Genomic DNA, 24,521 nt, shown 5'->3' on the forward strand with positions numbered 1-24,521 from the left:
GCCGAGAGTACTGAGGGGCTGTTGCATGTTTGGCTGCAGCATGGCGGGGTGTCACGGCATCCAGCGGCGAGACTTCGCCTGTGGGAGCAACGCTGCGAGCGCACCCGACTCTGTGGTTGATGCGGCTGTTGTGGCTGGTGATGCCGTGGAGCGTGGGTGCCGCAGCGGCGGATGCGCTCGGCGCCTGCTCGGAAACCTCGGCGCGCGTCCTGAGCGCCGAACTCTGGGCTGCCTGGGCGCTCGTGCTGACGGCAACCCTGGTGCGCCGGCCGTGGGCGCTCACCGTCGTGCGCATCGCCGCGCCGGCTTCTGTCGGTGTGGCAATCGGCGCCGTCGTGGCCGCAGCGGCGTGGGATGCCGACCTCGCCGCCCCGCGTGCCGCCGCAGCCATCGCGGGAGCCGCCATCGCGACCGCCGTCGCGCTGCTGCCCGAGACCGGCAACTCCATGGTCGACGGCCTCAGCTACGGCAACGAGCGGCGCATGCTGCTGCGCACGCCGTTCCTGCTGGCGATCGCTCCCGTCCCGCTGGTGTGGGCAGCCGTGGTTGCCGGCATCGTGGCGCCGGCGGTGCTCTGGGCCATCGAGCAGTGGATCTGGGCCGTCGTTGTTACGGTCTCCGGGCTCACCGCGGCCGTGTTGGGTTTCCGCTCCCTGCATCAACTGGCGCGCCGCTGGGTGGTGTTCGTTCCCAACGGATTCGTGTTGCATGACCGCATGGCGACGCGTGAGCCGTTCCTGCTGCGGCGGGCCGACATAGCGTCGCTCGGCGCTGCGCCCGCCGACATCGATCTTGCAGCCGACGACCTGGTGGATATCAGCGGCAACGCCATCGGTCCGGTGCTGCTGGCCGCTTTGAACGGCCAGGTCGAGGTGGTGCCGCGCACCACCGGCACCGCACAGGTGCTGTCGGTGTCGCGGGTGCTGTTCAGCCCGACTCGCCCCGGCGAGATGCTGGCAGAAGCCGCCCGGCGACGAATTCCCCGCTGAGGCCGCGCCGGTACCCTGCCGCTGCAATGGGAGAGCCGACTGCAGCGATCAGCACGGACCAGGTGGCGCATGTGGCGCGGCTAGCCCGGATCGAGCTCACGCCGGATGAGATCGAGCACTACACGGGCCACCTGGGACGTGTGCTTGAGCATGCCCGTGAGCTGGAAGATCTGGATCTCGCCGATGTGCCGGCGCTCGCGCACCCCTACCCGCTCCGCAACGTGTTCCGTGACGATGTCGCGGGCTCGCCGGTGGATCGGGACGAGGTGCTGTCCCAGGCGCCCGCCGCGTCCAGCGGGCAGTTCGAAGTGCCGCCGGTACTCGGCGAGGAAGCCTGAGCCGGCTGTGCCCCGCTCAGCGACTGCCCGATGACCTCGGCTCACGCCATCGCCTCCGAAGTGCGCGTCGGCACCCGCCGGGCAACGGACGTGCTCGAAGACTTCCTCGGCCGCATCGAGGCCCACGACGGCGACGTACACGCCTTCAACACGGTGACGGCCGATCAGGCTCGCGCCGCTGCGGCGGCCATCGATGCAGCAGTCGACCAGGGCCGCGACCCGGGACCGCTGGCGGGCGTCCCCGTCGCCTTCAAAGACAACATGTGCACGCGCGGCGTCGCTACCACCTGCTCGTCGCGGATGCTCGAAGGCTGGCAGCCTCCCTACGACGCCACGGTCGTGCAGGCCATGACGGCCGCCGGTGCCGTGATGATCGGCAAGACCAATCTCGACGAGTTCGCCATGGGCAGCTCCACCGAGCACTCTGCCTTCGGCCCCACGCGCAATCCCTACGACCTCGGCCGGGTGCCGGGCGGCTCCAGCGGCGGCTCGGCCGCGGCGGTGGCCGCTGGCTTCGCGCCCCTGGCGCTGGGCTCCGATACCGGCGGCTCGATCCGCCAGCCTGCATCGCTGTGCGGCATTGTGGGCATCAAGCCCACCTACGGCCGCGTCAGCCGCTACGGGCTCGTGGCCTTCGCCAGCTCGTTCGACCAGATCGGCCCGTTCGCAACCGACGTCGCAGATGCTGCGCTCGCACTCGGGGTGATCAGCGGCCACGATCCCGCCGACAGCACGTCGATCCCCGCAGCCGTGCCCGACTTCGCGGCTGCGCTGGGACGCAGCGTCGAGGACTTGCGCGTGGGTGTCATCAGCGAGCTGACCGGGAGCGGCCGCAATGGTGCTGTGACCGGCGGCCCAGCGCCCCGAGACGCCGCGGGCGACGTGCTGGACGGGATCGACGCGGACGTGACCGAGCGGGTACTCGAGGCGGCAGACGCGCTGGCCGACGCCGGGGCGACCGTCGGCAGGGTCTCGGTGCCTGCGGTTACCTACGGCCTCACCGCGTACTACCTCATCGCGCCGGCGGAGGCCTCGAGCAACCTGGCGCGTTACGACGGCACTCGTTACGGGCTGCGGGTGGACGGCGCTGATGTCGAGGAGATGAACCGCCTGACCCGCCGGGCCGGCTTCGGCGACGAGGTCAAAGCACGCATCATGCTGGGCACGTTCGCCCTCAGCGCCGGCTACTACGACGCCTACTACGGCAAAGCCCAGCGAGTCCGCATGCTGACCCGGCGAGACTTCGACGCCGCTTACGCCGATTTCGACGTGCTGCTGTCGCCCACCTCGCCCTGCGTGGCGTTCCGCTTCGGTGAGCGCGCTGACCCGATGACCATGTACCGGTGCGACACTTGCACCATCCCGTCGAATCTCTCGGGCGACCCGGCCATGTCGGTGCCGTTCGGAACCGGCGCAGAGGGCCTGCCGGTGGGCGTGCAGGTCATGGCCCCCGCCCTGGGCGAAAAGACGATGCTGACGGTGGCCGCTGCACTGGAGCGCGCAGCGCCGCCGCTGCCGAAGCCACCGCTGGCCGAGAGCTCATCGGGCGGCGCAGCATGACAGCGGGCTGGGAGACTGTGGTCGGGCTCGAAGTCCATGTCGAGCTGGCGACCGACACGAAGCTGTTCTCCGCTGCTCCCAGCCGCTTCGGCGACGAGCCGAACACCAACGTCACGCCGGTCTGCTTGGGTCTGCCCGGCTCGCTGCCCGTGCTGAATCGCCGCGCCGTCGAATTGGCCATGGCGGTGGGCCTCGCGCTCAACTGCGAGATCCGGCCGTCGGTGTTTCACCGCAAGAACTACTTCTACCCCGACATGCCAAAGGACTACCAAGTCAGCCAGTACGACCAGCCGATCTGCTCCGACGGCTGGCTCGACGTCCCTGGCGGCAGCCGTGTCGGGATCGAGCGGGCGCACCTGGAAGAGGACGCCGGCAAGACGACGCACCTGGGAGGCGCGGACGGTCGCATCCACGGGGCCGTGGGCGCGCTCGTCGACTACAACCGGGCGGGCACACCGCTGCTGGAGATCGTCTCGCGGCCCGACATCGACTCGGCGGCCGAGGCCAGCGCGTACGTCGAGGAGCTGCGGGCGATCCTGTTGGCGCTCGGCGCATCCGATGCACGGCTGGAAGAGGGCTCGATGCGCGTCGACGCGAACATCAGCGTGCGGCCCGCCGGCTCGGGCGAACTGCGCACCCGCTGCGAGGTCAAGAACCTCAACTCGCTGCGGTCGCTGCGAAACGCCATCGACTACGAGGCCCAGCGCCACATCGAGCTGTATGCCGCGGGCGATGCCCCTATCCAGGAAACGCGCCACTGGTCTGAAGACGGGCGCACGCACTCGCTGCGCTCCAAGGAAGAGGCCGACGACTACCGGTACTTCCCCGAGCCCGACCTCGTGCCGCTGGTGCCCGGCGACGAGTGGATCGCCCAGGTCCGCGCCGCCATGCCCGAACTGCCGGCATCACAGCGGGCACGCCTGCACGAATGCGGCGCAGGGGCCGAAGATGCCCAGGTCATCGTGGGCCGCGGCCTGGCACCGGTGGTGCTGGGCGCTGTGGCCGCCGGTGCTGACGCACGACGGACGGTCACCCACGCAGTGCAGAACCTGGCGCTCGACGGCGCTGAGCTGCTCGATCCCGACGGGCTGGCCTCGCTGGTCCACCTGGAGACCTCGGGTCAGCTCACCGCCACCCAAGCCAAGACCGTCTTGGTGGAGATGTGCACTCGCTCCGTCGCCGCCGTGCACGCTGCCCCGGCCAAGGCTGACGACCCATCCGATTCGGCCAGCGCTGCTGCTCGCGCCCTCGACCCGGCTGCCATAGCAGCGGAACTGGGCTTCGAGGCCATGGCCGACGATGAGCTGGAAGCGCTGGTCGATCAGGCGATCGCGGACAATCCCGAAGCGTGGGAGAAGTTCCGCGCCGGTGAGGCCAAGGTGGCAGGCGTGTTCGTGGGGGCAGTGATGAAGGCCACCCGCGGCCAAGCCGACGGCAAGGCCGTCAACCAGTATCTCGCGCTTCGACGCGACGCGTGAGCCCTCCGTCAGCTTCAAACCCCTAGGCATCGGCCATGTCCCGCCGCACGACGACGATTCGGGCGGCTTCGTTGTCGCGATTGAGACGGAACAACGATGACGGCGGCACATCAGCTGGCAGAGCCACATTCTTCACCAAGCCGCCGACAACAAGACTGTCCGGCCGGTTTCGGCCATGGCCGGCGATTCGACAAGCACGGCGGGCAGACAGCGGGGACGCGCTGTGGACGGTAATCGACGCACTCACCAGGCCCCCGGGCCCGACCGACTTCGACTGACCCGCTCCAAGGCTCGAAGGGTCGCGGACGCAGCCTTGAGGATCTTTAGCCGTCCACCACAGCGATCTCGCGGACGAGGCTTGTGCCGCTGCCGGGCTGGCTCTCCCATTCCCATTCCTCGTGCAACTCCAGCGGGCCGTCATCTGACACGACGATGCGGCTGCGGCAGTGCCCGTTGGCCGTGGTGCCGCTCGTGGTCACGTGCGAGTAACGGAAGTCCAAGCCGTCGCCGTCGCGCCGCCCGACGAGATGACCGAGCCGCACAGTGCCACCCGCATAGCGGGCCCACACGACTCCGTCGGGCTCCTCGTGGTACTCAAAGCGAGTATCCGAACCCACATCGCCCGCAGGATCATTCGAGACACCGGCGAAGATGCGCCCCTCGAGACTCGGTGCAGTACCCATCAGCTCAAGCTGCCCACCGACCAACCCCCGGTAGGTCGGTTGATGCCGGTAGAGGTCCGCGTCCGGTCACCGCCGCGCGTGCCGAGAATCCCTTGGCGTTCCATCACCACGAGCGTGGGATCTTGATGGTGATCTCGGGCACGATGGTTGGCGCGCGACACGGCAGTGCCGACGTTGGCGCTGAGTCCTGCCGCTTAGGCGGCGGCGGTGGCCTCGATCTCGAACATCAGTGGAGGGATCGCGAGCCGTGTGACACCGACCAAGGTCATCGGAGGGGCAGCGTTGATTGGACCAAATCGGCTGCCGAGGACGTCGAAGTTCTGAAGGGACTCGTCCACGTCCGTGGAGTAGATGGTGAGCCGTGTGACGTTGGCGAGGCCCATGTCGGCGGCGCTCAGGACAGCTTCGAGATTGTCGAGCGAGAGCATCATCTGGCCCCGCATATCCCCGGCGTGTTGCGGGTTGCCTTCGGCATCGACCGAGGTCTGGCCTGCGCAGACCAGCTGTCTGCTGGCGCCTTCGATGATCTCGGCCTGGTTGTAGCCGAAGTTCAGCGACCAAGGCCATGGGTTGACTGGTGTTCTGTTCACGCGGCGGACGATAGTCGGGTGCCCATGCATCGATAGGGATCATTTCGTCCTTGAGATCGTCGTTGCATTCCTAGACTCGTTGCAATAATGGACTCTAGTCCGATAATCTCCGGTTGGTGAAAGATCGAGAGTTGGCGGAGCAGGTTCGGGCATTCAACCGGGTCTACACCGAGGCAATCGGGTCGCTCGCGGATCGCCATGAAGGCCTCGACGTCACCCTGGCCCAATCGCGAGTGCTCTACACGGTCAACTCGCTCAATGGCGCCCAGGTCAACCAGATTGCCGAACGACTCGACTTGGATCTCGCGTACACAAGTCGCCTCCTCGGCACACTCGAGGATGAGCAGCTGCTACAGCGGACGATCTCGTCGCAGGACCGACGCCAACGAGACGTCGCTCTCACAGCGAAGGGAAGCCAGCTGCTCGACGAGATCGAGCGACGCTCCAATCAGCGGGCGCTCGACATGGTCGGTCACCTCACACCTAGGCAGGTAACTCGTCTGATCAAGGCGATGGACACCATCGCCTCACTCATCTCAAGAAGAGAAAGTGCCGATGGCCAACCAGATTGAACACTTCCCACCCGAGATCGCAGCACTGCCAGACTTTGAGGGCGCCTTCGACGCCTACCGGCTGACCGCTGATGGCTGCGAGGTGCTGTTCGCCACCTACCCAGCCGGGACGTCCATCGTGACGCACACACATTCGACGAACAACGTCGGCGTCATTACCAAGGGCGCGCTGCTTCTCACCATCGGCGGCCAGACAACCAGGCACGGCGTCGGCGAGTGGTACCACGTCCCCGCCGGAGTCGAGCACGCGGCCCGCTTCGACACCGACAGCGCCGAGATCGAATTCTGGTTCAACACATGACGTCGCCCTGTGACGGGGGCTCCCGCTGCAACCCCGCTATCCATGGTTTCCCTTGGAGGATGCGCCAATAGGCGACCATGCAGCGGTCGTTGTGGTGTCTCGCGTTTGACAGCGAGTGCATTCGCTCGTCAACGACCGAGAGAGGCTGTGGGGATCGTGACACGCGCTGTGGACCCAGAGGTGTCAGATGCGATCCGGGCGGCTCTGGAGCCATTGGTGCCGTTGTCTGATCACAGCCATCCGCTGGGCCGCCGCAAATCTGGCCACCGCACGCCTCATCGACCACCGCAATCGCTGGCAGTGCAACGCACCAACACACCTGCCCGCTCTGGTCCTACTGCGCGAGCGGTGGGCCGTCGGGTTGCCCACGGCGGTCGTATCCTCGCGCGCAGTCTCCGCCAGCGGAGTCTCAGTGATCTGAGGACACAGATGGCCGACATCGCTACCGACGAAATTGCCGATGCGGGCGAGCTGCCGAGTGGTGCTGAGTTCATTCGCTGCGCGCTACAGGTAAACCCGCACCACTACGGCGCGAGCTACCGCAGCGCCCCCAGCGACGGTGACTCCGCGAGCTATGCATCGAAGCTCATCGCCAGTGCACTCGAGCTTGAGATTGGCGCGATTGCAATCACGGATCACAACAGTGTCCGGGATATAGCCGCATTCCAAGCAGCTGCCATTGAATCCGACCTGACGGTGCTCCCCGGATTCGAGATCGAGTCGACAGACGGCATCCACGTCCTTTGCATCTATGACGCAGACACGGACACTGCTCAACTTGAACGCTTCTTGGGTGAGTTCGGCATACGCGAAACGGAACCTTCGAGCGAACCGTGCAGCAAGGACTTTTCGACAATCCTCGCCACAGTGCCCAGTCAGGGCGGAATCGCTGTGGCGGCGCATGCCATCGGCTCGAAGGGTCTCTTTCAAGCCCTCCAAAAGAACGCCCGAGCATTGGCGTGGAGAAACGAGCATCTGCTGGCGATACAGATTCCATCATCCATTGACGAACTCCAAGAGGGGCCACGCGCGATCGTTCGAAACCATGCGCCGGAGTACCAGCGGGCCTACATGGCTGGCAAGCAGCAAGCGATCGCCGTGGTCAACGCGAAGGATGTCGCCCGCATCGAGGACCTGAACGACCCGGGCGCTACGACCCTGATCAAGTTCTCCGGTCGGCCAGGGGTCGAGGGTCTTCGCCAGGCCTTTCTGGACCCAGACTCGCGGATACGCCTAAACACGGATGAGCAACCAGAAGAGCATTCGGAGTTGGTGGCCATCACTTGGGAGGGAGGCGGGTTCCTAGATGGCGGTGCCATCCACTTCAATCCGAATCTCAATGTCCTCATCGGCGGACGGGGCACCGGCAAGTCCACAGTGATCGAGAGTATCCGCTACGTGCTGGATCTGGAGCCAGTGGGCGACGAGGCGCGCAATGCGCATCGAGACATTGTGCGCCAGGTTCTCCGGAGCGGTACCAAGGTCACTCTCGTGGTGCGCTCGTTGCACCCTGCTGAGCGCAGTTACCGCATTGAACGCACAGTGCCCAATCCTGCCATCGTCCGGAATGAGCTCGGGGAGATATCGAACCTGCTCCCCGCAGACGTCTTGCCCCGTGCCGAGGTTTATGGGCAGCACGAGATATCCGAGCTCACCCGGAGCCGGCCCAAGCTGACGCGCCTTCTTCACCGCTTCGTGCGCACCGATGCTGATGCGGACGCACACAAGACGAGCATTCTGCGCGAGCTTCAGTCCTCTCGCAAATCCCTGCTCGACACGCAGGCCGAGATCGAAGACATCCAAGAACGCCTCGCGGCACTCCCTCAGCTCCAAGAAACGCTGGAGCGCTTTCAAGAGGCCGGTCTCGAAGAACGCCTTCGCGACCAGAGTCTGCTGGTTCGAGAGTCACAGATAGTTGAGTCAATACCTGAGCGTTTGCAGCCGCTGCGCGATTCGGTAGCGACACTGCGTCAAGAGCTTCCGCTGGACCGCGCCTTTCTCTCTAAGAAGGCGTTGGCTGATCTGCCCGGCGGCTCGATTCTCGATGGTGCCAACGAGGTGTTGCAGGAGTTGAGCAACGCTCTTGAGGATGCGACCCGCCGAATTGAAAGTGCCTTGAAGACAGCCGACGACCGCATCGAAGCGATCTCGTCGAGATGGATGGAACACAAGTCCGTGATAGATGCGGAGTATCAGGCGATATTGCGTGACCTGCAAAAGTCCGCGATCGACGGCGAAGAGTTCATCCGGTTGCGCGGCAACATCGAAGGCCTTCGGCCACTCGAGGATCGGCAGGTCGCCCTATCGAAGCTGCACGCTGAAGCGCGTCAGCGTCGGCGCAATCTGCTCGACGATTGGGAAGGCGTTAAGGCCAGCCAGTTCCGTGACCTGTCCCGCGCCGCAAAGCGCGTGAACAAGAAGCTGCGCGGCTTTGTCAAGGTAGAGGTCAGGGCGGCGGGCGACCGAGATCCTCTAGCGGACTTGCTCAGGGATGAGGTCGGTGGCCGATTGACGGAGGCGATCAGGCAGCTTGAGTCGATGGATCAGTTGTCGTTGCCAGATTTCGTTGCACGATGCCGAAATGGCGCTGCCGAATTGGTCACGCACTACGGCCTCACGAGAACGCAAGCCGAGAATTTGGCTCGTGCTGGCGAGAGCACCTTCATGAAGATTGAGGAACTAGAGCTACCGCCGACGACGGATCTCTTTCTGAATACATCCGGTGATCAGCGCGACGAGGTCTGGCAATCGCTTGACCAGCTGTCGAAGGGCCAGAAGGCCACCGCAGTCCTGTTGTTGTTGCTGCTGGATTCCGATGCTCCGCTAATTGTCGATCAGCCCGAGGATGACCTCGATAACCGCTTCATCAGCGAGGTGATCGTCGAGAAAATGCGAGAGAGCAAGCGGCGGCGCCAATTCGTCTTCTCCACTCACAACGCGAATATCCCGGTGCTCGGCGACGCAGAACTCATTTTGGGCCTCGATGCAACTGGCGAGGCCGACGATGTGGAAGATGTTGGTCATGCGTTCATCGACCCCGAGCACATGGGATCCATTGACTCCTCACCAGTTCGGACGCTGGTTGAGGAGATCCTCGAGGGGGGCAAGGACGCCTTCGAGCGCCGTCGCCGCAAGTACGGCTTTTGAGCGTGGACGATGAACCGGACGGACTTGCTACAGCTGATTGCAGGCGGCGAGAACTCACGCGTCGAATTCAAACGGGACGATATTCCGCCTGAGCGAATGGCCTCGAGGCTTGCGGGGCTCCTGAATCTCGATGGTGGACATGTGCTCCTTGGGATTGAGGATGACAGATCGATCTCGGGACTGTCTCGAGCGACTGTGAAGGCAGAAGAGTGGGTCATGCAGGTCGCAAGCGATCACCTTCAACCCTCGGTCATTCCAACGTGGGAGGTTGTCGAGCCCCAGGACGGCCTCGCGGTCGGCATCGTGACTGTGCCTGCCAACGCGCCCGACAAGCCATACAAGGCCAAACAAGGCTCGCACTGGGTTACCAAGGTTCGTGTCGGCACGACAACGCGCGATGCGACGCGAGAAGAAGAACAGCGGTTGTACCAGCAGTCCGGTGGTCTGCGGTATGGCCTGAAGCCGGTGCCAGGAACCTCGCTCGAAGATCTCGACACACGGAGGCTGCAGGACTACTTCGCACGTGTTCTGTCTGACAGTGACCATCCTGTGCCTGGCTCAGAGCCGTGGGCCCAACTGCTCTGCAACCTTGAGTTGGCCACTAAGTCACATGGGCAGACCCTCGCGACGGTGGACGGCATGCTGCTTTTTGGGCTACGTGTCGGCCGGTTTCTTCCTCAATCCGGAATTCGGGCTGTGTGCTACGACGGACCCGCACCTGACTATGCAGTTCGAGCAGATGAGAAGATCACCGGTTCGCTAGTTCCTCTGCGGAGTGAGGAAGGAACGCTGTTGGAGACAGGCGTCGTCGACCGGGCATGGGACTTTGTGCGACGAAACACTGGGGTCTCGGCAGCATTGCAGGGTGCCCAGAGTGTCCAGCGGTGGGATTACCCGGAGTCAGCGCTTCGTGAGGTTCTCGTGAATTCCGTGGTTCACCGCGACTACAGCATCTTGGGCACGGACATTATGTTGAGCATTTTTTCCGACCGTCTCGAAGTTCAGAGCCCTGGCCGACTTCCGAACACGGTGACTGTCAGTGGCATGCGGGCGGGCGCACGCTACGCGCGCAATCAAGTTCTCGTGAATTTCATGCGCGACTACCGCTACGTCGATGCCCGCGGCATGGGGATACGTAACAAGGTCATGCCCGTCATGGCATCGCACAACGGCTCCGAGCCGGATCTGATTGAAGAAGAGCACCGATTCACGGTGTGTCTCTGGAAGTAGCGGGGCGCTCAGTCCTCGCCGGTACGCAACCAGGCGTCGCCCCGGAAGCGGATCCACTGCGGCGCTGCTCGGAAGAACATGAACAGGGTGAGCGCCACCCACAGCCAGCCGATGCCCAGATCCAGGATGCGCACCGCGCCGCCGACGATCGCGAAGCCCGCCGCGGCACCGGCCATCGCCCGTGCCAGGAAGCCCAAGTCGCCCGCGCCGATGAAGATGCCGTCGAAGGCGAAAGCTGCGGCATTGACGGGCTGCGCGACGGCCACGAACAGCAGGATGAAGCCGCTGAGCGCGACGACAGCAGGGTCGTTGCTGAAGATCGACGCCAGCGGTCCGCGCAGCAGCACGAGAAACAGCCCGAACACAGCGCTGAGCTGGATGCTCATGCCGATCATGCGGACGCTGGCCGCGCGAGCCACGTCGGGGCGGCTGGCACCGAGTTCCTTGGCCACCATGGCCTGACCCGCGATCGCCACTGCGTCGAGGGCGAGCGAGAAGAACGACCAGATCTGTACGCCGACTTCGTGCGATGCCACCTCGGTGGTGCCGATACGGGAAGCGAACACTGCAGCCAGCACGAACGCGCCCCGCAGCGACGCCGTGCGCACGAACATCTGGGCGCCGACACGGGCGTAACGCCACGCCGCGGCCCCAACGAGCCGCAGCCTCGCGCCGACCGCCCGAACGTGACGATGGACAGCGACAGCGAAGGCCAGTGCGGCACCCCACTGCGCGATGACCGTCGACCATGCCGCGCCGGCGATGCCCATGTCGAGCTCGAATACCAGAACGAGCTCGATTCCCAGGTTCCCTGCCGCTGAAGCCACCGCGATCACGAGGGGTGTGACCGTGTCCTGGGTGCCCCGCAGGTAGCCCGTGGCCGCCATGCCCGCCAGCAACGCGGTAAAGCCGATGAGGCTGATCCTCAGGTACGTAAGCGCGTGATCAGCGACTTCGGGGGTCGGGTCGAACACGCCGACGAGATAGCCCGAGCCGGCCCACATGCCCAGGCTGAACACCACGCCCAACCCGATCGACAGCCACATGCCGGCGATGCCCTGTTCGGCTGCTCGACGCAGCGATCCGGCGCCCACCAGCCGGCCGACGAGGCCGGTTGTGCCGTAGGCGAGGAAGATCAGAATTGCGTGAGCACTGAGCAGGATGGCGGAGGCGATCGCAAGCCCGGCGAGTTCGGGCGTGCCGAGCCTCCCGACGATCGCCCTGTCGGTGAGCACATACAGCGGCTCGGCGATCAGCGCCCCGAACGCCGGCACCGCGAGCAGCAGGATCTCACGGTCGTAGACCGTGCGTCGAAACACGGCTACGTCCCGGATCCGGCAGGTGCTGCGTGCGTCATCCGGTCAGGCGCCACACGCCGATTTCCATGTCGATCACGTAGAGCTCGCCCGCTGCGTCGACCGCGAACCCGACCGGTCGGGGCGTGCTCACGCCTAGGTGCCAGACGTCGTCGGGCTGCGTGTCGGGCGCCACCTCCGCTGCGTAGATGTCGCCGCCGCACAGATCGGCGAAGACATAGCGGCCGGCCAACCAGTCGAGTTGGCCGCCCCGGTAGACGTGGCCCCCGATGACGGCGCACAGACCCCGCCCATGCCGGTACTCCAGATCGGGCGGCCGGTGGTTGGCGAGCTCGTCGCCCACGAATCGCCGGCTGCCTTCGTAGGCATTCCAGCCCAGGTTGGCGCCGCCCTCATCGAGGCCGAGCATCGTGACTTCTTCCATGCACTGCTGTCCGACATCGGAGATCCACAGAGTGCTGGTCGCCTCGTCGAGCGACATGCGGAACGGGTTGCGCGCCCCGTAGGCCCAGATGTGCGGATCGCTGCCGGGTCCGAGGTCGGGGTTGCCGGGCGCCGGTATCAAGCGCCAGTCGCCTGGATCGGCGCTGTTGCCTCCTTCGACGGCGAATCGCAGCACAGCCCCGAGCGGGGTGGCGAGATTCTGACCGTGATGGCGCGGATCGCCGAGGCCGCCGCCGTCACCGAACGACACGTAGAGCAGCCCATCCGGATCGAACAGCAGGTCACCGCCGTTGTGCTGTGCATTGGTCTGCTTCACCTCCAGCACATCGGCGTACAGGTTCTCCAGCGTCGTTCGATCCGCGCTCGGCGTGAGCACGGTGAGCACGCTCGACCCGTGGCGGTCGGTGCGGTTGATCCACAGCCGCCCGTCGGGGCCCAGCGTCATGCCCACCAAGCCTTGGTCGTGCTCGGCCGCCGTGTTCGAGGAGAAATCGGCAACGGGTTCCGCGCTGATGACCGCACCGAAGTCGCGGCCGGCTTGCGCTGCGAAGTTGGGTGCAAATCGCCAGATGCGTCCCCTGCGATCGCCCACGAAACCGCCGCCTGCTGCACCGGCGCTGTCGAAGACCATCACCGTCGCCTCAGCCAGATCGATATACGGCACCAGCGTCACGGAACGCCCGGGTGCCGCCTCTCTCAGCGGTGTTGCGCTCAATTCGGTCAGCCCCTGCGGACAGGGTGTGTTTGATGCGATGTACTCGGGCGTCTGCGTCAGCGGCAAGGTGGTCGCAGGCTCGCTTGTCGCAGCGCTGCCCGCGCCGTCTGGACTGCCGATGGCGGGGCTGGCGCCCTCGTCGATCCCGATGTCAGAACACCCCACTGCCAGCGCCCCGGCAGCGATGGCCGCAGCGCAGGTGGCAATGCTGAACAGCCGTCCACCCCGCACCCGGCCAATGTACGCCCGCCCACCGGCGCCGCCTCTGAGGTTGTGGCCGCCGGAACGGCACGACAGAATGTGCCGGTGAGCGCGTCAGCACGCCGAACCGGCTGCCCGGCCGAGCCTGCGAGGCGCGGCGCGACAGGAGGGGTACTCATCTAGGCGAGCCGTTTCGTCCGCGCTCGCCCTGCCTCCCGCTCGGGGGGCTTTTTTGTTTCAGGAGAATCTTCATGGAGCTCACAGGCGCTCAGGCACTGATGCGAAGCCTGGAGATGAGTGGCGTCGAAGTCATGTTCGGCCTGCCCGGCGGGGCAATCCTCCCGGTCTACGACCCCGTGCTCGACTCACCGATCCGCCACGTCCTCGTGCGCCATGAACAAGGCGCCGGCCATATGGCGCAGGGCTACGCGCACGTCACGGGCAAGCCGGGCGTGGCGATGGTCACGAGCGGGCCTGCAGCCACGAACATCGTGACACCGCTGTGCGACGCCTTCATGGACTCGATCCCGATGGTTGTCGTGACCGGCCAGGTCGCCATGTCGGCCATCGGCTCCGACGCCTTCCAGGAGTGCGACACCACCGGCATCACCATGGCGGTGACCAAGCACAACTACCTCGTGACCGACCCGGCCGACATCCCGCGCATCGTGGCCGAGGCATTTCACATCGCCACGACCGGGCGTCCGGGCCCGGTGCTGATCGACCTGCCCAAGGACGTCAGCAACGCGACGATGGACTGGTACTGGCCAGACGGCGTCGACCTGCCCGGCTACCGGCCCCGCCGCGAGATCGACCCGGCCGCCATTGCCGAAGCTGCCCGGCTCATCCGCACGGCGGAGCGTCCGGTCATCTACGCCGGCGGGGGACTGCTGAAGGCCCGAGCAGCGGAAGCGCTGCGGGAGCTCGCCGAGATGTGCGAGATCCACGTGGTGACCACCTTGATGGCGCGCGGCGTGTTCCCCGACCGCCACCCGCTCTGCCTCGGGATGCCGGGCATGCATGGCAACTACACCGCAGTGACGGCGATGCAGCAGGCCGACCTGCTGATCAACCTCGGAGCGCGCTTCGATGACCGGGTCACAGGCAACCCCGCGCATTTCGCCCCGGGTGCCAAGGTCATTCACGTCGATATCGACCCGGCCGAGCACGGCAAGGTGCGGGTGCCTGATGTGCCGATCGCCGGAGATGCCAAGGTGGCGATCGAAGCGCTGATCGAAGTGCTGCGCCCCGGCGACGGCAGCGCCGTCACCGATGCGATGGCGGATCGATCTGTGTGGAAGTCGACAGTCTCAGGCTGGCAGGAGCAGTACCCCCTGAGCTATGACCAACCGTCGAGCGGCCACCCGCTCAAGCCGCAGTTCGTGGTGGAGCAGCTGCGTGATCACACGCCCGACGACACGATCGTCGTGGCGGGCGTGGGCCAGCACCAGATGTGGGCCAGCCAGTTCTGGCAGTTCGACCACCCCTACACCTGGGTGAACTCAGGCGGTCTGGGGACCATGGGATTCGCCGTGCCTGCGGCCATCGGGGCCAAGGTGGGCCGACCGGATCGAACGGTGTGGGCAATCGATGGTGACGGCTGTTTCCAGATGACCGCACAGGAGTTGATCTCCGCCAGTGCAGAGAACATCCCCGTGAAGGTGGGCATCCTCAACAACGCTTACTTGGGCATGGTTCGCCAGTGGCAGGAGCTCTTTTACGCCGAGCGCTACAGCGAGGTGTATCTCAGCGCCGACCACCCCGATTACGTCGGCTGGGCCGAGGCGATGGGCTGCGTCGGCATCCGGGTGGAATCAGCGGAGGAAGTCGTTCCTGCCATCACCAAGGCGAACGCTGTCAACGACCGTCCGGTGGTGATCGACTTCCGCGTCGACACCGAGGAGAAGGTGTATCCGATGGTGCCGGCCGGAGGTTCCAACGACGACATCATCCTCGGTCCCGAGGGCGACGCCGACGCGGCCTTGAAGGGCAGCGCACCGTCGTGAGCGGCGCGCAATGTGGCAGGCCGTCGTGAGCGGCCCGCAGGGCACGAACCTGTCCCCTGAGGAGTCGGCGGTGGTGAGCCTGCCGCAGGAACCCGACCTGCACATCTTTGCGGCCATCGTGGAGAACAAGTTCGGCGTTCTTGCGCGGATCGCCGGGCTGTTCAGCCGGCGTGGCTTCAACATTTTCTCGCTGGCAGTGGCCCCGACGGCTGATCCGTCCTACAGCCGCATCACGATCGTGGTCGATGTCCACAACACCGATGTCAACCAGATCGCCAAGCAGCTCGACAAGCTCGTCAACGTCATCAACATCAGCGAGCTGCACCCGTCCGATTCGCTCGAACGGGAGCTGATGCTGGCCCGCGTGGGTGCCGTCGATCTCGAGGCGGTCGTCGATGTGATCTCCGAATACGGCGGGGAAGTGCTCGATCACGCCGATGGCGAGGCCATTGTGAGCGTGAGCGCCCATCCAGACCGGCTCGATCGATGCGAGCGTCAGCTGCGTCCGTTCGGCCTGCACGTGCTGCAGCGCACCGGCCGCATCGCGCTGCGTGCGCTCGATGCCGATGAGCCCGCCGTCGGCATGACCGCCTGAGACTGGCAGACTCCCGCCAACGCTGACTCCGAGAGGAACTACCAGGATGCCCGCGACCATCTATTACGAAGAAGACGCAGACCTCAGCCAGCTCGCTGGCCGCACTGTGGCGGTCATGGGCTATGGCTCGCAGGGTCACGCTCACGCCCTGAACTTGCGCGACAGCGGTGTGGACGTCGTGGTGGGGCTGCGGGAAGGCTCGTCGTCTCGTGCCAAGGCCGAGGCCGAGGGCCTGCGCGTCGCCGATGTCGCAGGCGCCGCCGCCGAGGCCGACATCATCATGATGGCGCTGCCAGATACCGACCAGGCCGGCATCTACGAGGATTCGATCGCGCCGAATCTGCAACCGGGCAATGCCGTTGCCTTCTCGCATGGATTCAACATCCACTTCGGCCAGATCAGCCCGCCTGCCGACGTGGACGTGTGGATGATCGCCCCCAAGGGACCGGGCCACAACGTGCGGCGCACCTACGTCGAGGGCGGCGGCGTTCCGGCGCTCGTGGCGATTCACCAGGACGCCAGCGGACGTGCGCTGGCCGACGCGCTGGCCTATGCAAAGGGCATCGGCGGCACACGGGGTGGCGTGCTCACCACCACGTTTGCCGAGGAAACCGAGACCGACCTGTTCGGCGAGCAGGTGGTGCTCTGCGGCGGCCTCACCGAGCTGATCCGGGCCGGTTACGAGACGCTGGTGGAGGCGGGCTACCAGCCCGAGTCGGCCTACTTCGAGACGCTGCACGAGGTGAAGTTGATCGTCGACTTCATCTACGAGGCCGGCATCTCGGGCATGCGCTACTCCATCTCGACAACAGCCGAGTACGGCGACATGACCCGTGGCGCGCGCATCATCACCGACGAGACACGAGCGGAGATGAAGCGCATCTTGGCGGAGATCCAGGACGGCAGCTTCGCCCGGGAGTGGATCGACGAGAACCGCAACGGGCTGCCCAACTACCGCCGGATGGTCGAGGAAGGCAAGCAGCACCCCATCGAGCAGGTTGGTGCGGAGTTGCGGGCGATGATGCCGTGGATCACCGCGGGCCGCCAGGATGTCACCGCGGCCTCGGGCGGCGCTGTCTCCTGAGCCTCTGAGCATCTCGCGCTCGACGGCGCGCCCAGTTCGGGGCACCTGAGACGCAGCAGCGCAGTGGCAGAATCGGGGCGTGGTCGACGTTGTCGTAACGCCGGTGCGGGTGCCCGCTGCGGGTGACCTGCTCGTGGCGACGCCGCGTCTGGTGGATCCCAACTTCGATCGCACGGTCGTGTTCGTGATCGAGCACCAGGAAGCGGGAACGTTGGGCGTGGTCATCAACCGCGTGTCGGATATCTCGTGCGTCGCCGCGGTTCCGCGCTGGGCATCACATTTCGCCGAGGAGGCGGCCGTCGGGCTCGGCGGGCCGGTGGAGCCGCAGGGTCTGCTGGCGCTCGGTGCAACGATGGATCCCGCGGCCGGCGAATCACTGCCGACCCGAGGCTCGGGCGCCGAGTCGTCCGAGGCCGGCGGCGTGTGGCGCACCGTCAACGGGACGGTCGGGCTGGTCGACCTCACCGCCGATCCGGCCGAACTGGACTCCGCAGTCGTTGCCGTCCGGATTTATGGCGGGCACGCGGGGTGGGGGCCCGGCCAGTTGCGAGGCGAGCTGCAGTCGGGCTGCTGGTGGGTGTTCGACTCGATGCCTGGCGACCTGACTGCCGATGCCACCACGCTCTGGTACGACGTGCTGGCGCGCCAGTCGCCGCCCGCCCGGCTGCTGGCCCACTATCCCGACGACCCCGCGCAGAATTAGCGCGCCGGCACGCTTTGTGTGGCGAGTACTGACCGCAGTGCGCTGCGGACTCCGTGCAGCAGCGCGCTAGGTTCGCGCTCGAATCTGTCGACTGCATCCACGACGGCGGAGGCCATTGATGAGCGATTACGGCGAGCCCCCATCCCACGATGGAAACCGACGGACTGGCTGGGCGGAACTCGGATCCGGCGAGACCGTCGAGTTGGCCCGAATCGGCGCGCGATTCGGCGCTCGTGTGCTCGACGCGATCATCGTGGGGGTGGTTTTTTTCGTCCTGATCCTGGTGTTCGCCTCAGCGTCGAGCTCCGGTGACGCGGCTGACTTCTCGGGCTTCGATGTGACGGGCATCCTTCTCGGCCTCGTCGTCGGTATCGGCTACGAGGTGGTGCAGATCGCGCTGTGGGGCCGGACCTTGGGCAAGCGGATAGTCGGCATCAGGGTGATCCACGCTGCACATGGCGGCCTGCCCGGCTGGGGCAAGGCATTCGGTCGATGGGCCATTCCCGGACTGCTCGCGCTCATTCCCTTGGTGGGCTGGCTCCTGTCGATCCTCTGCTACGTCAGTGCCACGTGGGATCGCGTCTACCAAGGCTGGCACGACAAGGCCGCAGGCACCCTCGTCACTCGTAACTGAGCAGCGGCTCTACGGGCTTTCGGCTGGGTTGGTTGTTGCGGAGCTAGAGCCGCTCCACGATGTAGTCGATGCATGCGGTCAGCGCCTCGGCATCGGCCGGATCGATCGCAGGGAATGCAGCGATGCGGAGCTGGTTGCGGCCCAGCTTGCGGTAGCCCTCGGTATCGATGATGTCGTTGGCGCGCAGTGCGGCCGCAATGTCGTCAGCGCTGGCGCCCTCGAAGTCGATGGTGCACACGACGGGAGAGCGCATGGCCTCGTCCGCGACGAACGGCGCAGCGAAGTCGCGTTCTGCCGCCCAGCCGTACACGGCACCGCTGGATGCGGCCGAGCGGGACGCAGCCCAGCCGAGCCCGCCGCCGTCGAGCATCCACTCTGCGGTCTCGAGCGTCAGCAGGATCGTGGCAAGCGCCGGGGTGTTGTAGGTCTGATCCTGGCGAGAATTGCGGGCGGCGATTGCCAAATCGAGCGTGGCGGGCTTGTAGCGACCCGAAGCATCGATCCGCTCGATCCGCTCAATGGCTGCCGGCGAGCACAGTGCGATGAATAGCCCGCCATCGGCCGCGAACGCCTTCTGTGGAGCGAAATAGTAGCAGTCGACATCGCGGGGATCCCATGTCATCGCTCCGGCCGCCGAGGTGGCGTCGACCATGACCAGTGCCGGCGGCACGCCTTGCCGGCACGGGTCCAGTTGCGGCTGCGTCAGCGGCATCGCCACGCCGGTCGACGTTTCGTTGTGCGTCAGCGCATACACGTCGACCTCAGCGGGATCCGCCGCCGCGGGCACGGGGTGGCTGCCGTACGGCGCTGTGATGACCACCGGGTCGTCTAGGTGCGGGGCGGCAGCAGTGACTGCCGAGAACTTCTCTGAGAACTCGCCGAAGGTCAGGTGCTGGGTGCGCCGCTCGATCAGAGAGAAAGCCGCTGCGTCCCAGAAGCCGGTGCTGCCGCCGTTGCCCAGCACCACCTCCCAGCCGTCGCTGAGTCCGAACAGCTCGGTCATGGCTGCGCGCAGCCGACCCACCACTGATCGCACTCCAGTGCGACGATGCGACGTGCCCATGTAGTCGAGTGCACGAGCCTCGAGCGCCTTGACGGCCTCGGGTCGAACCTTGGACGGGCCGGAGCCAAAACGCCCGTCGGCAGGCCGCAGTTCTGCGGGAATCGAAATCGATGGGGGAGTGCCAGCCATTGGCTGCCACTATTGCGCCCGGCCGTGCTGCCGACAACCACATTTTCGCAACAAGTTGCCGATGGTGGCGCAACGTGACTTGGCGGCGAGACTGTCGGGCGTTCGCGGCAGCGCGTCGAGCAGACGGGAGACGCCCAATGAGCAATCGAGTTTCCACAGCGCTGGCGGGCATCGCGCCGTCGGCAACCCTGGCGGTGGATGCCAAGGCCAAGGCGCTGCGGGCGGCGGGGGAGAACGTGATCGGCTTCGGCGCCGGCGAGCCCGACTTCCCGACCCCTCCCCACATCGTGGACGCAGCGGTCGCCGCTTGCCGCGACTCTGCCAATCACCGCTATTCGCCCGCCGGGGGGCAACCCGCGCTGAAAGCCGCTCTGGCAGCCAAGACCAAGCGAGACAGCGGTCTCGACTGGGATGCCAGCCAGTTCCTGGTCACCAATGGTGGCAAGCAAGCCGTCTACAACACCATGGCTGCGCTGGTGGACCCAGGCGACGAAGTGCTGCTGCCTGCGCCCTACTGGACGACGTATCCCGAAGCGATCCGCGTCTTCGGAGGCGTCCCGGTGGAGGTGTTCGCCGGCATCGAGTCGGGCTTCAGGGTCAGTGTCGAACAGCTCGAAGCGGCGCGAACCGACCGCACCAAGGCCTTGCTGTTCGTCTCGCCGTCGAACCCGACCGGAGCCATCTACCCGCACGACGAGATCGTGGCGATCGGCCAGTGGGCCGTCGAGCACGGACTGTGGGTGATCACCGACGAGATCTACGAGCACCTGACCTACGGCGACGCCGAGCACCACTCGCTTCCCGTGCTGGTGCCCGAGATCGCCGACCGCTGTGTCGTGCTCAACGGCGTAGCCAAGACCTACGCCATGACGGGCTGGCGGGTCGGGTGGATGGCCGGGCCGTCAGACGTGATCGCTGCCGCCACCAACCTGCAGAGCCATGCCACGTCCAACGTCTGCAACGTGGCTCAAGCCGCCGCTCTCGCTGCCGTGTCGGGCGACCTCGAGGCGGTCGCGATGATGCGCTCGGCGTTCGACGTGCGGCGCCAACGCATCACCGAGATGCTCAACTCGATCGAGGGCGTGGACTGTCCCGAGCCCGAAGGCGCGTTCTACGCATTCCCCAACATGGAAGGGCTGCTGGGGCGCCGTTACGGCGGCACAGAAGTCACGACCACGCTCGAATTGGCGGCGGCCGTGCTCGAGCACGCGAAGGTGGCCTTCGTGCCCGGCGAGGCCTTCGGCGCCCCCGGCTACGCGCGCTTCTCGTTCGCTCTCGGGCTCGACGACCTGGCCGAAGGCATCAGCCGCATCGCAGACCTGGTCGGGTGACATGGCACGGGTCCTGGTCGCCGAGACGTTGGCCGATGCCGGTCTCGACCTGCTGCGCGCTGCCGGCCACGACGTCGACATCCGTTCGGGGCTCAGCGCCGACGAGCTGCGCGACGCCGTCGCCGGGGCACAGGCACTGGTCATCCGCTCGGCGACTCAGGTCGATGCTGATCTCCTGGCAGCCGGCGATTCGCTCGTCGTCGTGGGGCGTGCCGGCGTAGGGCTCGACAACGTCGATGTGGCCGCTGCAACCGAGCGCGGCGTGCTCGTGTGCAACGCGCCGTCCAGCAACGTGGTGTCTGCGGCAGAGATGACCGTGGCGCTCATGCTGGCGCTGGCTCGCCATGTGCCTCAAGCACACCAAGCACTCGCGGACGGCCGCTGGGAGCGCAGCCGCTGGGGCGGCATGGAGATCTACCGCAAAACGATTGGAATCCTGGGCCTCGGCCGAGTCGGCCGCCTCGTCGCCCAGCGGATCGCCCCGTTCGATGTGGAGCTCATCTCCTACGACCCCTATGTGAGCGCGGAATCAGGCCGAGCCGCCGATGTCGAGATGGTGGAGCTCCCCGAACTGCTGGGGCGTTCGGACATCATCACGCTGCACATGCCCGCCACGCCGGAGACGGCCGGGCTGCTGGGAGCCGAGAACCTGGCCAAGTGCCGGCCGCACGCGTTGATCGTCAACACCGCGCGGGGTGGCATTCTCGACGAGGCGGCGGCGGCCGCTGCGTTGGACGCCGGCAGGCTCGGCGGCGTGGCGGTAGACGTCTACGCGACCGAACCGGCGACCGAGTCGCCGCTCTTCGGCCGACCCGATGTTGTGGCCACCCCGCACCTCGGTGCCAGCACCTCAGAGGCGCAAGACCGCGCCGGCACCCAGATCGCCGAACAGGTCAACCTGGCCCTAGCCGGTGACCCCGTGCCCTACGCCGTCAACGCCTAGCAGTCCAGCGGCCGCCTCTCCCACGTCCCCACGATCGCGGACGGGTGAGCTTCAGCGCAGGGCCGCGACTGCGGCTGCGTCGGGATGGTGAAGGTAGCGCTCGGGGATGTCGAAGCGGAAAATGCGGGCGCTGTTGAGGCCCAGGATCTTGGCCCGCTCACCGTCGTCGAGGTGGCTCATCGTGCGCTCGATGGCTTGGGCCGAATAGGGCCATGAGCCCTCGTGGTGCGGGAAATCGTTCGCCCACAGGAAGTTGTCGACCAAGCCGTGCTCTCGGGCCAGGTCCAGGCCGGCGGGATCCTCCTGGAAGCTCGCGAAGCCCTGCCGCTTGAAGTACTCGCTGGGCAGCATCTCGAGCTTCGGCCGTACCCACATGTGGTGCTTGAGGTACGCCTCGTCCATCGCGGTCAGCATCCACGGCACCCAGCCGATGCCGGCCTCGATCGAGCCGAACTGCAGCTTCGGGTGCCGCTCGGCAACGCCCGAGGCGCAGATGTTGACCAGCGGCTCCATGGTGGGCGCCAGCGAGTGCACGGCGTAGTTGATGACGGCGCCGCCTTGGCTGCGTGAGGTGCGCGGGTCACGCCCAGTCGAGACGTGGAACGTGACCGGCAGCTCGACATCGTCGATGCAGTCCCACAGCGGCTCCATCTCGCGCAGGTTGTAGTTGAGGTCGTCCACGTCGGGCGGGCCGAACACCGGCTTGGCCGGCAGGCTCAAGCCCTTGAACCCGAGCGCTGCGCAACGCTGGATCTCCGCGATGGCCTTGTCGAGTGTTGCGGGAGCGATGCAGGCCATCGGGGCCAGCCGGTCGTTGTAGTCGGCGAACTCCTCCCAGGCCCATTCGTTGTAGGCCCGGCACATGGCGTGGCTGAAGTCGGCGTCGGGCGTGGCCCAGATGCTCAGGCCCTTGTTCGGAAACAGGACCTCGGCGTCGCAGCCGTCCAGCGCCAGGTCAGCCAGCCGGGCCGCGGGGCTGCGCCCAGACTGGTTGCGCAGCTTCTCGTGGCCTTCGAAGGGCTTCGTCCAGTTGAGCTTGGCCGGGCGGAAGCCCTCAGCCTTCTGGAAGAACTGCTCCTCTGTGCCTTTGCTGGCTTCGCCAGCGGCACCGCCGCCCTCACCCTTGGCACCCTTGCCGTGCACGTCCATCGCCTTAGTGACGGCAATGGTCGGCAGCCGGTGGTGGTACGCCGGGTCGATGCGGTCATACAGAAACGTGCTCGGCTCCTGCACATGACCGTCGGCGGAGCACATGAAGAACTTGTCGTCTGCATCGGGCCGGGCCGAGCGCAGCCACCCCTCGTTGCCCGGCGTCTCCAGTCGCCACACGTTGTTGACATCAGGTTCAGGAATGGTGATCGCCATGTGAGGACTCCGGGATAGGAACTCGGGAGCGGCTTCGGGCAGCGCTGGCAGGTTGCCACAACGAGTTTGGCATGCAACCGCCGCCGCTCACCCGGCGGCACCGACTTCAGCTGCGCTCGTGCAGCCGCGACTCAAGCCAGTCGGGAGCGAGGGCGCCCTTGTGGGATATGAGGCTGATGGCCCAGCGGGATGGTGGCTGGGTGGGGTCCGTGGCGTAGGGGGTCATCGAGGTGCGTTTGCCGACGGCTTCGATCAGGTAGGCGGTTGCGTCGGCGGCTTCTCTGGCGGTCGTGTCGCTTGCGCCGGCGGCGGGCGCTGCTGGCACCAAGCCCTTGAGCCGGGCGACTCCTTCGGGCAGATCGGCGAGCAACGCCTCGATGAGGGGCATGGGAACTGGTGCGTCGAGCACGACGGTCTGCGATTCGAAGAGCTCCTCCACGACGTGCCATCTGGAAGCAGCGGCCCCCTCGGGCGCCGGTCGCTCACGGGTGTCGAGCGCGTCACTAGCCGAACGGGGGCCGAGCAGCACATCGATGGGTACGGCAGCTCGACTCGCGCGCACCACGGTGGCGCCGGCCGCGAGCCCTGCCAGCCAGTCGCACAGGTCGTCGGCCTTGTCGGCATCGTTGAGCAAGTCGATCTTGTTGACCACAAGCAGGTCTGCAGCCGCGAGCTGCATCCGCACGGTGTCAGCCACCCAGCGGTCGTTGGCTTGGCGGCGAACCTGCTCGGCATCTGCCATCACCACCACGGCGTCCAGTCGCAGCCCAGGCGTGTAGCCATATGCCGCTATCTGGGTTGGGTCGGCCACACCGCTGGCCTCGATCAGCAGGCGATCTGGAAGCGTGCCCGCTGAGCGGATCTGCATGAGTGCGGCAGCGAATCCGTCGGCGAGCGTGCAGCAGATGCAGCCGTTGGCCAACGTCAGCTTGTCGCTGTCGGCTGCCACGATCAGGTCTTCGTCGATGGAGATCTCGCCGAAGTCGTTGACGATCACTGCGATGCGCTCGTCGGTCGAGCGCAGCACATGGTTCACCAGCGTCGTCTTGCCAGCGCCGAGATACCCGCCGACAACGGTGACCGCAATCGTGTGCGCGTTCATCT

22 protein-coding genes are annotated in these 24,521 nt (G+C 66.2%); 15 read left to right on the forward strand and 7 right to left on the reverse strand.

Annotated features, from left to right (window positions below; translation table 11 throughout):
• Positions 1–119: 119 nt before the first annotated feature.
• The 4 genes from ACOQPE_RS08960 to gatB are packed head-to-tail and all read left to right on the forward strand — an operon-like array spanning position 120 to position 4,365.
• On the forward strand, positions 120–989 hold the full coding sequence (locus ACOQPE_RS08960) for a hypothetical protein (protein ID WP_420608581.1): 870 nt from the start codon (positions 120–122) through the stop codon (positions 987–989).
• A 26-nt stretch (positions 990–1,015) separates the two neighbouring features.
• Complete coding sequence (gatC, locus tag ACOQPE_RS08965; RefSeq protein WP_420608582.1) at positions 1,016–1,327, forward strand: Asp-tRNA(Asn)/Glu-tRNA(Gln) amidotransferase subunit GatC; 312 nt, start codon at positions 1,016–1,018, stop codon at positions 1,325–1,327.
• 30 nt (positions 1,328–1,357) lie between these two features.
• Positions 1,358–2,887, forward strand: coding sequence for an amidase family protein (locus tag ACOQPE_RS08970; protein ID WP_420608583.1), 1,530 nt, complete (start codon positions 1,358–1,360; stop codon positions 2,885–2,887).
• Positions 2,884–4,365 carry an Asp-tRNA(Asn)/Glu-tRNA(Gln) amidotransferase subunit GatB gene (gatB, locus tag ACOQPE_RS08975; protein ID WP_420608584.1) on the forward strand — a complete coding sequence of 494 codons (1,482 nt, stop codon included), beginning with the start codon at positions 2,884–2,886 and terminating at the stop codon, positions 4,363–4,365. The genes ACOQPE_RS08970 and gatB overlap by 4 nt, the downstream gene beginning before the upstream one ends.
• A 323-nt stretch (positions 4,366–4,688) precedes the next feature.
• On the opposite strand, the gene ACOQPE_RS08980 is transcribed toward gatB, so the two are convergent.
• Together ACOQPE_RS08980 and ACOQPE_RS08985 are read right to left on the reverse strand one after the other, a co-directional pair.
• Positions 4,689–5,048 (reverse strand): hypothetical protein, encoded by a 360-nt coding sequence (locus tag ACOQPE_RS08980; protein WP_420608585.1) that lies wholly within the window; start codon positions 5,046–5,048, stop codon positions 4,689–4,691.
• A 194-nt stretch (positions 5,049–5,242) separates the two neighbouring features.
• Positions 5,243–5,638, reverse strand: coding sequence for a RidA family protein (locus ACOQPE_RS08985; RefSeq protein WP_420608586.1), 396 nt, complete (start codon positions 5,636–5,638; stop codon positions 5,243–5,245).
• Positions 5,639–5,754: 116 nt separating this feature from the next.
• Between ACOQPE_RS08985 and ACOQPE_RS08990 the strand changes: the two genes are divergently transcribed.
• The 4 genes from ACOQPE_RS08990 to ACOQPE_RS09005 all read left to right on the forward strand — a co-directional run bounded on the left by ACOQPE_RS08990 (position 5,755) and on the right by ACOQPE_RS09005 (position 10,888).
• A complete protein-coding gene (locus ACOQPE_RS08990) occupies positions 5,755–6,210 on the forward strand; it encodes a MarR family winged helix-turn-helix transcriptional regulator (protein ID WP_420608587.1) in 456 nt (151 codons plus the stop codon).
• Positions 6,194–6,511: a cupin domain-containing protein gene (locus tag ACOQPE_RS08995; RefSeq protein ID WP_420608588.1), complete on the forward strand. Its 318-nt coding sequence runs from the start codon at positions 6,194–6,196 to the stop codon at positions 6,509–6,511. Before ACOQPE_RS08990 ends, ACOQPE_RS08995 begins: the two co-directional genes overlap by 17 nt.
• 429 nt (positions 6,512–6,940) lie before the next feature.
• Entirely contained in the window at positions 6,941–9,658 is a 2,718-nt protein-coding gene (locus ACOQPE_RS09000; protein ID WP_420608589.1) for a TrlF family AAA-like ATPase, read from the forward strand.
• Between the two features lie 9 nt (positions 9,659–9,667).
• Positions 9,668–10,888 carry an ATP-binding protein gene (locus tag ACOQPE_RS09005; RefSeq protein WP_420608590.1) on the forward strand — a complete coding sequence of 407 codons (1,221 nt, stop codon included), beginning with the start codon at positions 9,668–9,670 and terminating at the stop codon, positions 10,886–10,888.
• 8 nt (positions 10,889–10,896) lie between these two features.
• Here ACOQPE_RS09005 and ACOQPE_RS09010 read toward each other — a convergent pair whose 3' ends face one another.
• Positions 10,897–12,207 carry an MATE family efflux transporter gene (locus ACOQPE_RS09010; RefSeq protein ID WP_420608591.1) on the reverse strand — a complete coding sequence of 437 codons (1,311 nt, stop codon included), beginning with the start codon at positions 12,205–12,207 and terminating at the stop codon, positions 10,897–10,899.
• A gap of 34 nt (positions 12,208–12,241) precedes the next feature.
• Positions 12,242–13,594, reverse strand: a complete 1,353-nt coding sequence (locus tag ACOQPE_RS09015) for a PQQ-dependent sugar dehydrogenase (protein WP_420608592.1) — start codon at positions 13,592–13,594, stop codon at positions 12,242–12,244.
• A 221-nt stretch (positions 13,595–13,815) separates the two neighbouring features.
• On the opposite strand from ACOQPE_RS09015, the gene ACOQPE_RS09020 reads away from it, so the two are divergent.
• The 5 genes from ACOQPE_RS09020 to ACOQPE_RS09040 all read left to right on the forward strand — a co-directional run bounded on the left by ACOQPE_RS09020 (position 13,816) and on the right by ACOQPE_RS09040 (position 18,586).
• A complete protein-coding gene (locus ACOQPE_RS09020; protein WP_420608593.1) occupies positions 13,816–15,570 on the forward strand; it encodes an acetolactate synthase large subunit in 1,755 nt (584 codons plus the stop codon).
• 25 nt (positions 15,571–15,595) lie between these two features.
• The gene (gene ilvN, locus ACOQPE_RS09025) at positions 15,596–16,165 is read left to right on the forward strand and encodes an acetolactate synthase small subunit (RefSeq protein WP_420608594.1); all 570 of its coding nucleotides are present in this window, start codon (positions 15,596–15,598) and stop codon (positions 16,163–16,165) included.
• A gap of 46 nt (positions 16,166–16,211) precedes the next feature.
• Entirely contained in the window at positions 16,212–17,249 is a 1,038-nt protein-coding gene (gene ilvC / locus ACOQPE_RS09030) for a ketol-acid reductoisomerase (RefSeq protein WP_420608595.1), read from the forward strand.
• A gap of 79 nt (positions 17,250–17,328) precedes the next feature.
• Entirely contained in the window at positions 17,329–17,952 is a 624-nt protein-coding gene (locus ACOQPE_RS09035) for a YqgE/AlgH family protein (protein WP_420608596.1), read from the forward strand.
• Between the two features lie 118 nt (positions 17,953–18,070).
• Positions 18,071–18,586, forward strand: a complete 516-nt coding sequence (locus ACOQPE_RS09040; protein ID WP_420608597.1) for an RDD family protein — start codon at positions 18,071–18,073, stop codon at positions 18,584–18,586.
• A gap of 43 nt (positions 18,587–18,629) precedes the next feature.
• On the opposite strand, the gene serC is transcribed toward ACOQPE_RS09040, so the two are convergent.
• Positions 18,630–19,778 (reverse strand): phosphoserine transaminase, encoded by a 1,149-nt coding sequence (gene serC / locus ACOQPE_RS09045; RefSeq protein WP_420608598.1) that lies wholly within the window; start codon positions 19,776–19,778, stop codon positions 18,630–18,632.
• A gap of 137 nt (positions 19,779–19,915) precedes the next feature.
• On the opposite strand from serC, the gene ACOQPE_RS09050 reads away from it, so the two are divergent.
• Both ACOQPE_RS09050 and ACOQPE_RS09055 read left to right on the forward strand, forming a co-directional pair.
• Positions 19,916–21,109, forward strand: coding sequence for a pyridoxal phosphate-dependent aminotransferase (locus tag ACOQPE_RS09050; protein ID WP_420608599.1), 1,194 nt, complete (start codon positions 19,916–19,918; stop codon positions 21,107–21,109).
• Position 21,110: 1 nt separating this feature from the next.
• Positions 21,111–22,052 (forward strand): hydroxyacid dehydrogenase, encoded by a 942-nt coding sequence (locus tag ACOQPE_RS09055; RefSeq protein ID WP_420608600.1) that lies wholly within the window; start codon positions 21,111–21,113, stop codon positions 22,050–22,052.
• 51 nt (positions 22,053–22,103) lie between these two features.
• On the opposite strand, the gene ACOQPE_RS09060 is transcribed toward ACOQPE_RS09055, so the two are convergent.
• Both ACOQPE_RS09060 and ACOQPE_RS09065 read right to left on the reverse strand, forming a co-directional pair.
• Entirely contained in the window at positions 22,104–23,417 is a 1,314-nt protein-coding gene (locus tag ACOQPE_RS09060) for an amidohydrolase family protein (protein ID WP_420608601.1), read from the reverse strand.
• A gap of 106 nt (positions 23,418–23,523) precedes the next feature.
• Positions 23,524–24,519 carry a CobW family GTP-binding protein gene (locus ACOQPE_RS09065; protein WP_420608602.1) on the reverse strand — a complete coding sequence of 332 codons (996 nt, stop codon included), beginning with the start codon at positions 24,517–24,519 and terminating at the stop codon, positions 23,524–23,526.
• Between the last annotated feature and the right edge of the window lie 2 nt (positions 24,520–24,521).

This window comes from Candidatus Poriferisodalis sp. (genome assembly GCF_965219595.1).
Taxonomy (GTDB): domain Bacteria; phylum Actinomycetota; class Acidimicrobiia; order Acidimicrobiales; family Poriferisodalaceae; genus Poriferisodalis.

Bases quoted from the DNA above. Each gene is read 5' to 3' on its own strand.
- ACOQPE_RS08960 (WP_420608581.1), top strand. From the start codon at position 120: ATGCGGCTGTTGTGGCTGGTGATGCCGTGGAGCGTGGGTGCCGCAGCG.
- gatC (WP_420608582.1), top strand. From the start codon at position 1,016: ATGGGAGAGCCGACTGCAGCGATCAGCACGGACCAGGTGGCGCATGTG.
- ACOQPE_RS08970 (WP_420608583.1), top strand. From the start codon at position 1,358: ATGACCTCGGCTCACGCCATCGCCTCCGAAGTGCGCGTCGGCACCCGC.
- gatB (WP_420608584.1), top strand. From the start codon at position 2,884: ATGACAGCGGGCTGGGAGACTGTGGTCGGGCTCGAAGTCCATGTCGAG.
- ACOQPE_RS08980 (WP_420608585.1), bottom strand. From the start codon at position 5,048: ATGGGTACTGCACCGAGTCTCGAGGGGCGCATCTTCGCCGGTGTCTCG.
- ACOQPE_RS08995 (WP_420608588.1), top strand. From the start codon at position 6,194: ATGGCCAACCAGATTGAACACTTCCCACCCGAGATCGCAGCACTGCCA.
- ACOQPE_RS09000 (WP_420608589.1), top strand. From the start codon at position 6,941: ATGGCCGACATCGCTACCGACGAAATTGCCGATGCGGGCGAGCTGCCG.
- ACOQPE_RS09005 (WP_420608590.1), top strand. From the start codon at position 9,668: ATGAACCGGACGGACTTGCTACAGCTGATTGCAGGCGGCGAGAACTCA.
- ACOQPE_RS09020 (WP_420608593.1), top strand. From the start codon at position 13,816: ATGGAGCTCACAGGCGCTCAGGCACTGATGCGAAGCCTGGAGATGAGT.
- ilvC (WP_420608595.1), top strand. From the start codon at position 16,212: ATGCCCGCGACCATCTATTACGAAGAAGACGCAGACCTCAGCCAGCTC.
- ACOQPE_RS09040 (WP_420608597.1), top strand. From the start codon at position 18,071: ATGAGCGATTACGGCGAGCCCCCATCCCACGATGGAAACCGACGGACT.
- serC (WP_420608598.1), bottom strand. From the start codon at position 19,778: ATGGCTGGCACTCCCCCATCGATTTCGATTCCCGCAGAACTGCGGCCT.
- ACOQPE_RS09050 (WP_420608599.1), top strand. From the start codon at position 19,916: ATGAGCAATCGAGTTTCCACAGCGCTGGCGGGCATCGCGCCGTCGGCA.
- ACOQPE_RS09055 (WP_420608600.1), top strand. From the start codon at position 21,111: ATGGCACGGGTCCTGGTCGCCGAGACGTTGGCCGATGCCGGTCTCGAC.
- ACOQPE_RS09060 (WP_420608601.1), bottom strand. From the start codon at position 23,417: ATGGCGATCACCATTCCTGAACCTGATGTCAACAACGTGTGGCGACTG.
- ACOQPE_RS09065 (WP_420608602.1), bottom strand. From the start codon at position 24,519: ATGAACGCGCACACGATTGCGGTCACCGTTGTCGGCGGGTATCTCGGC.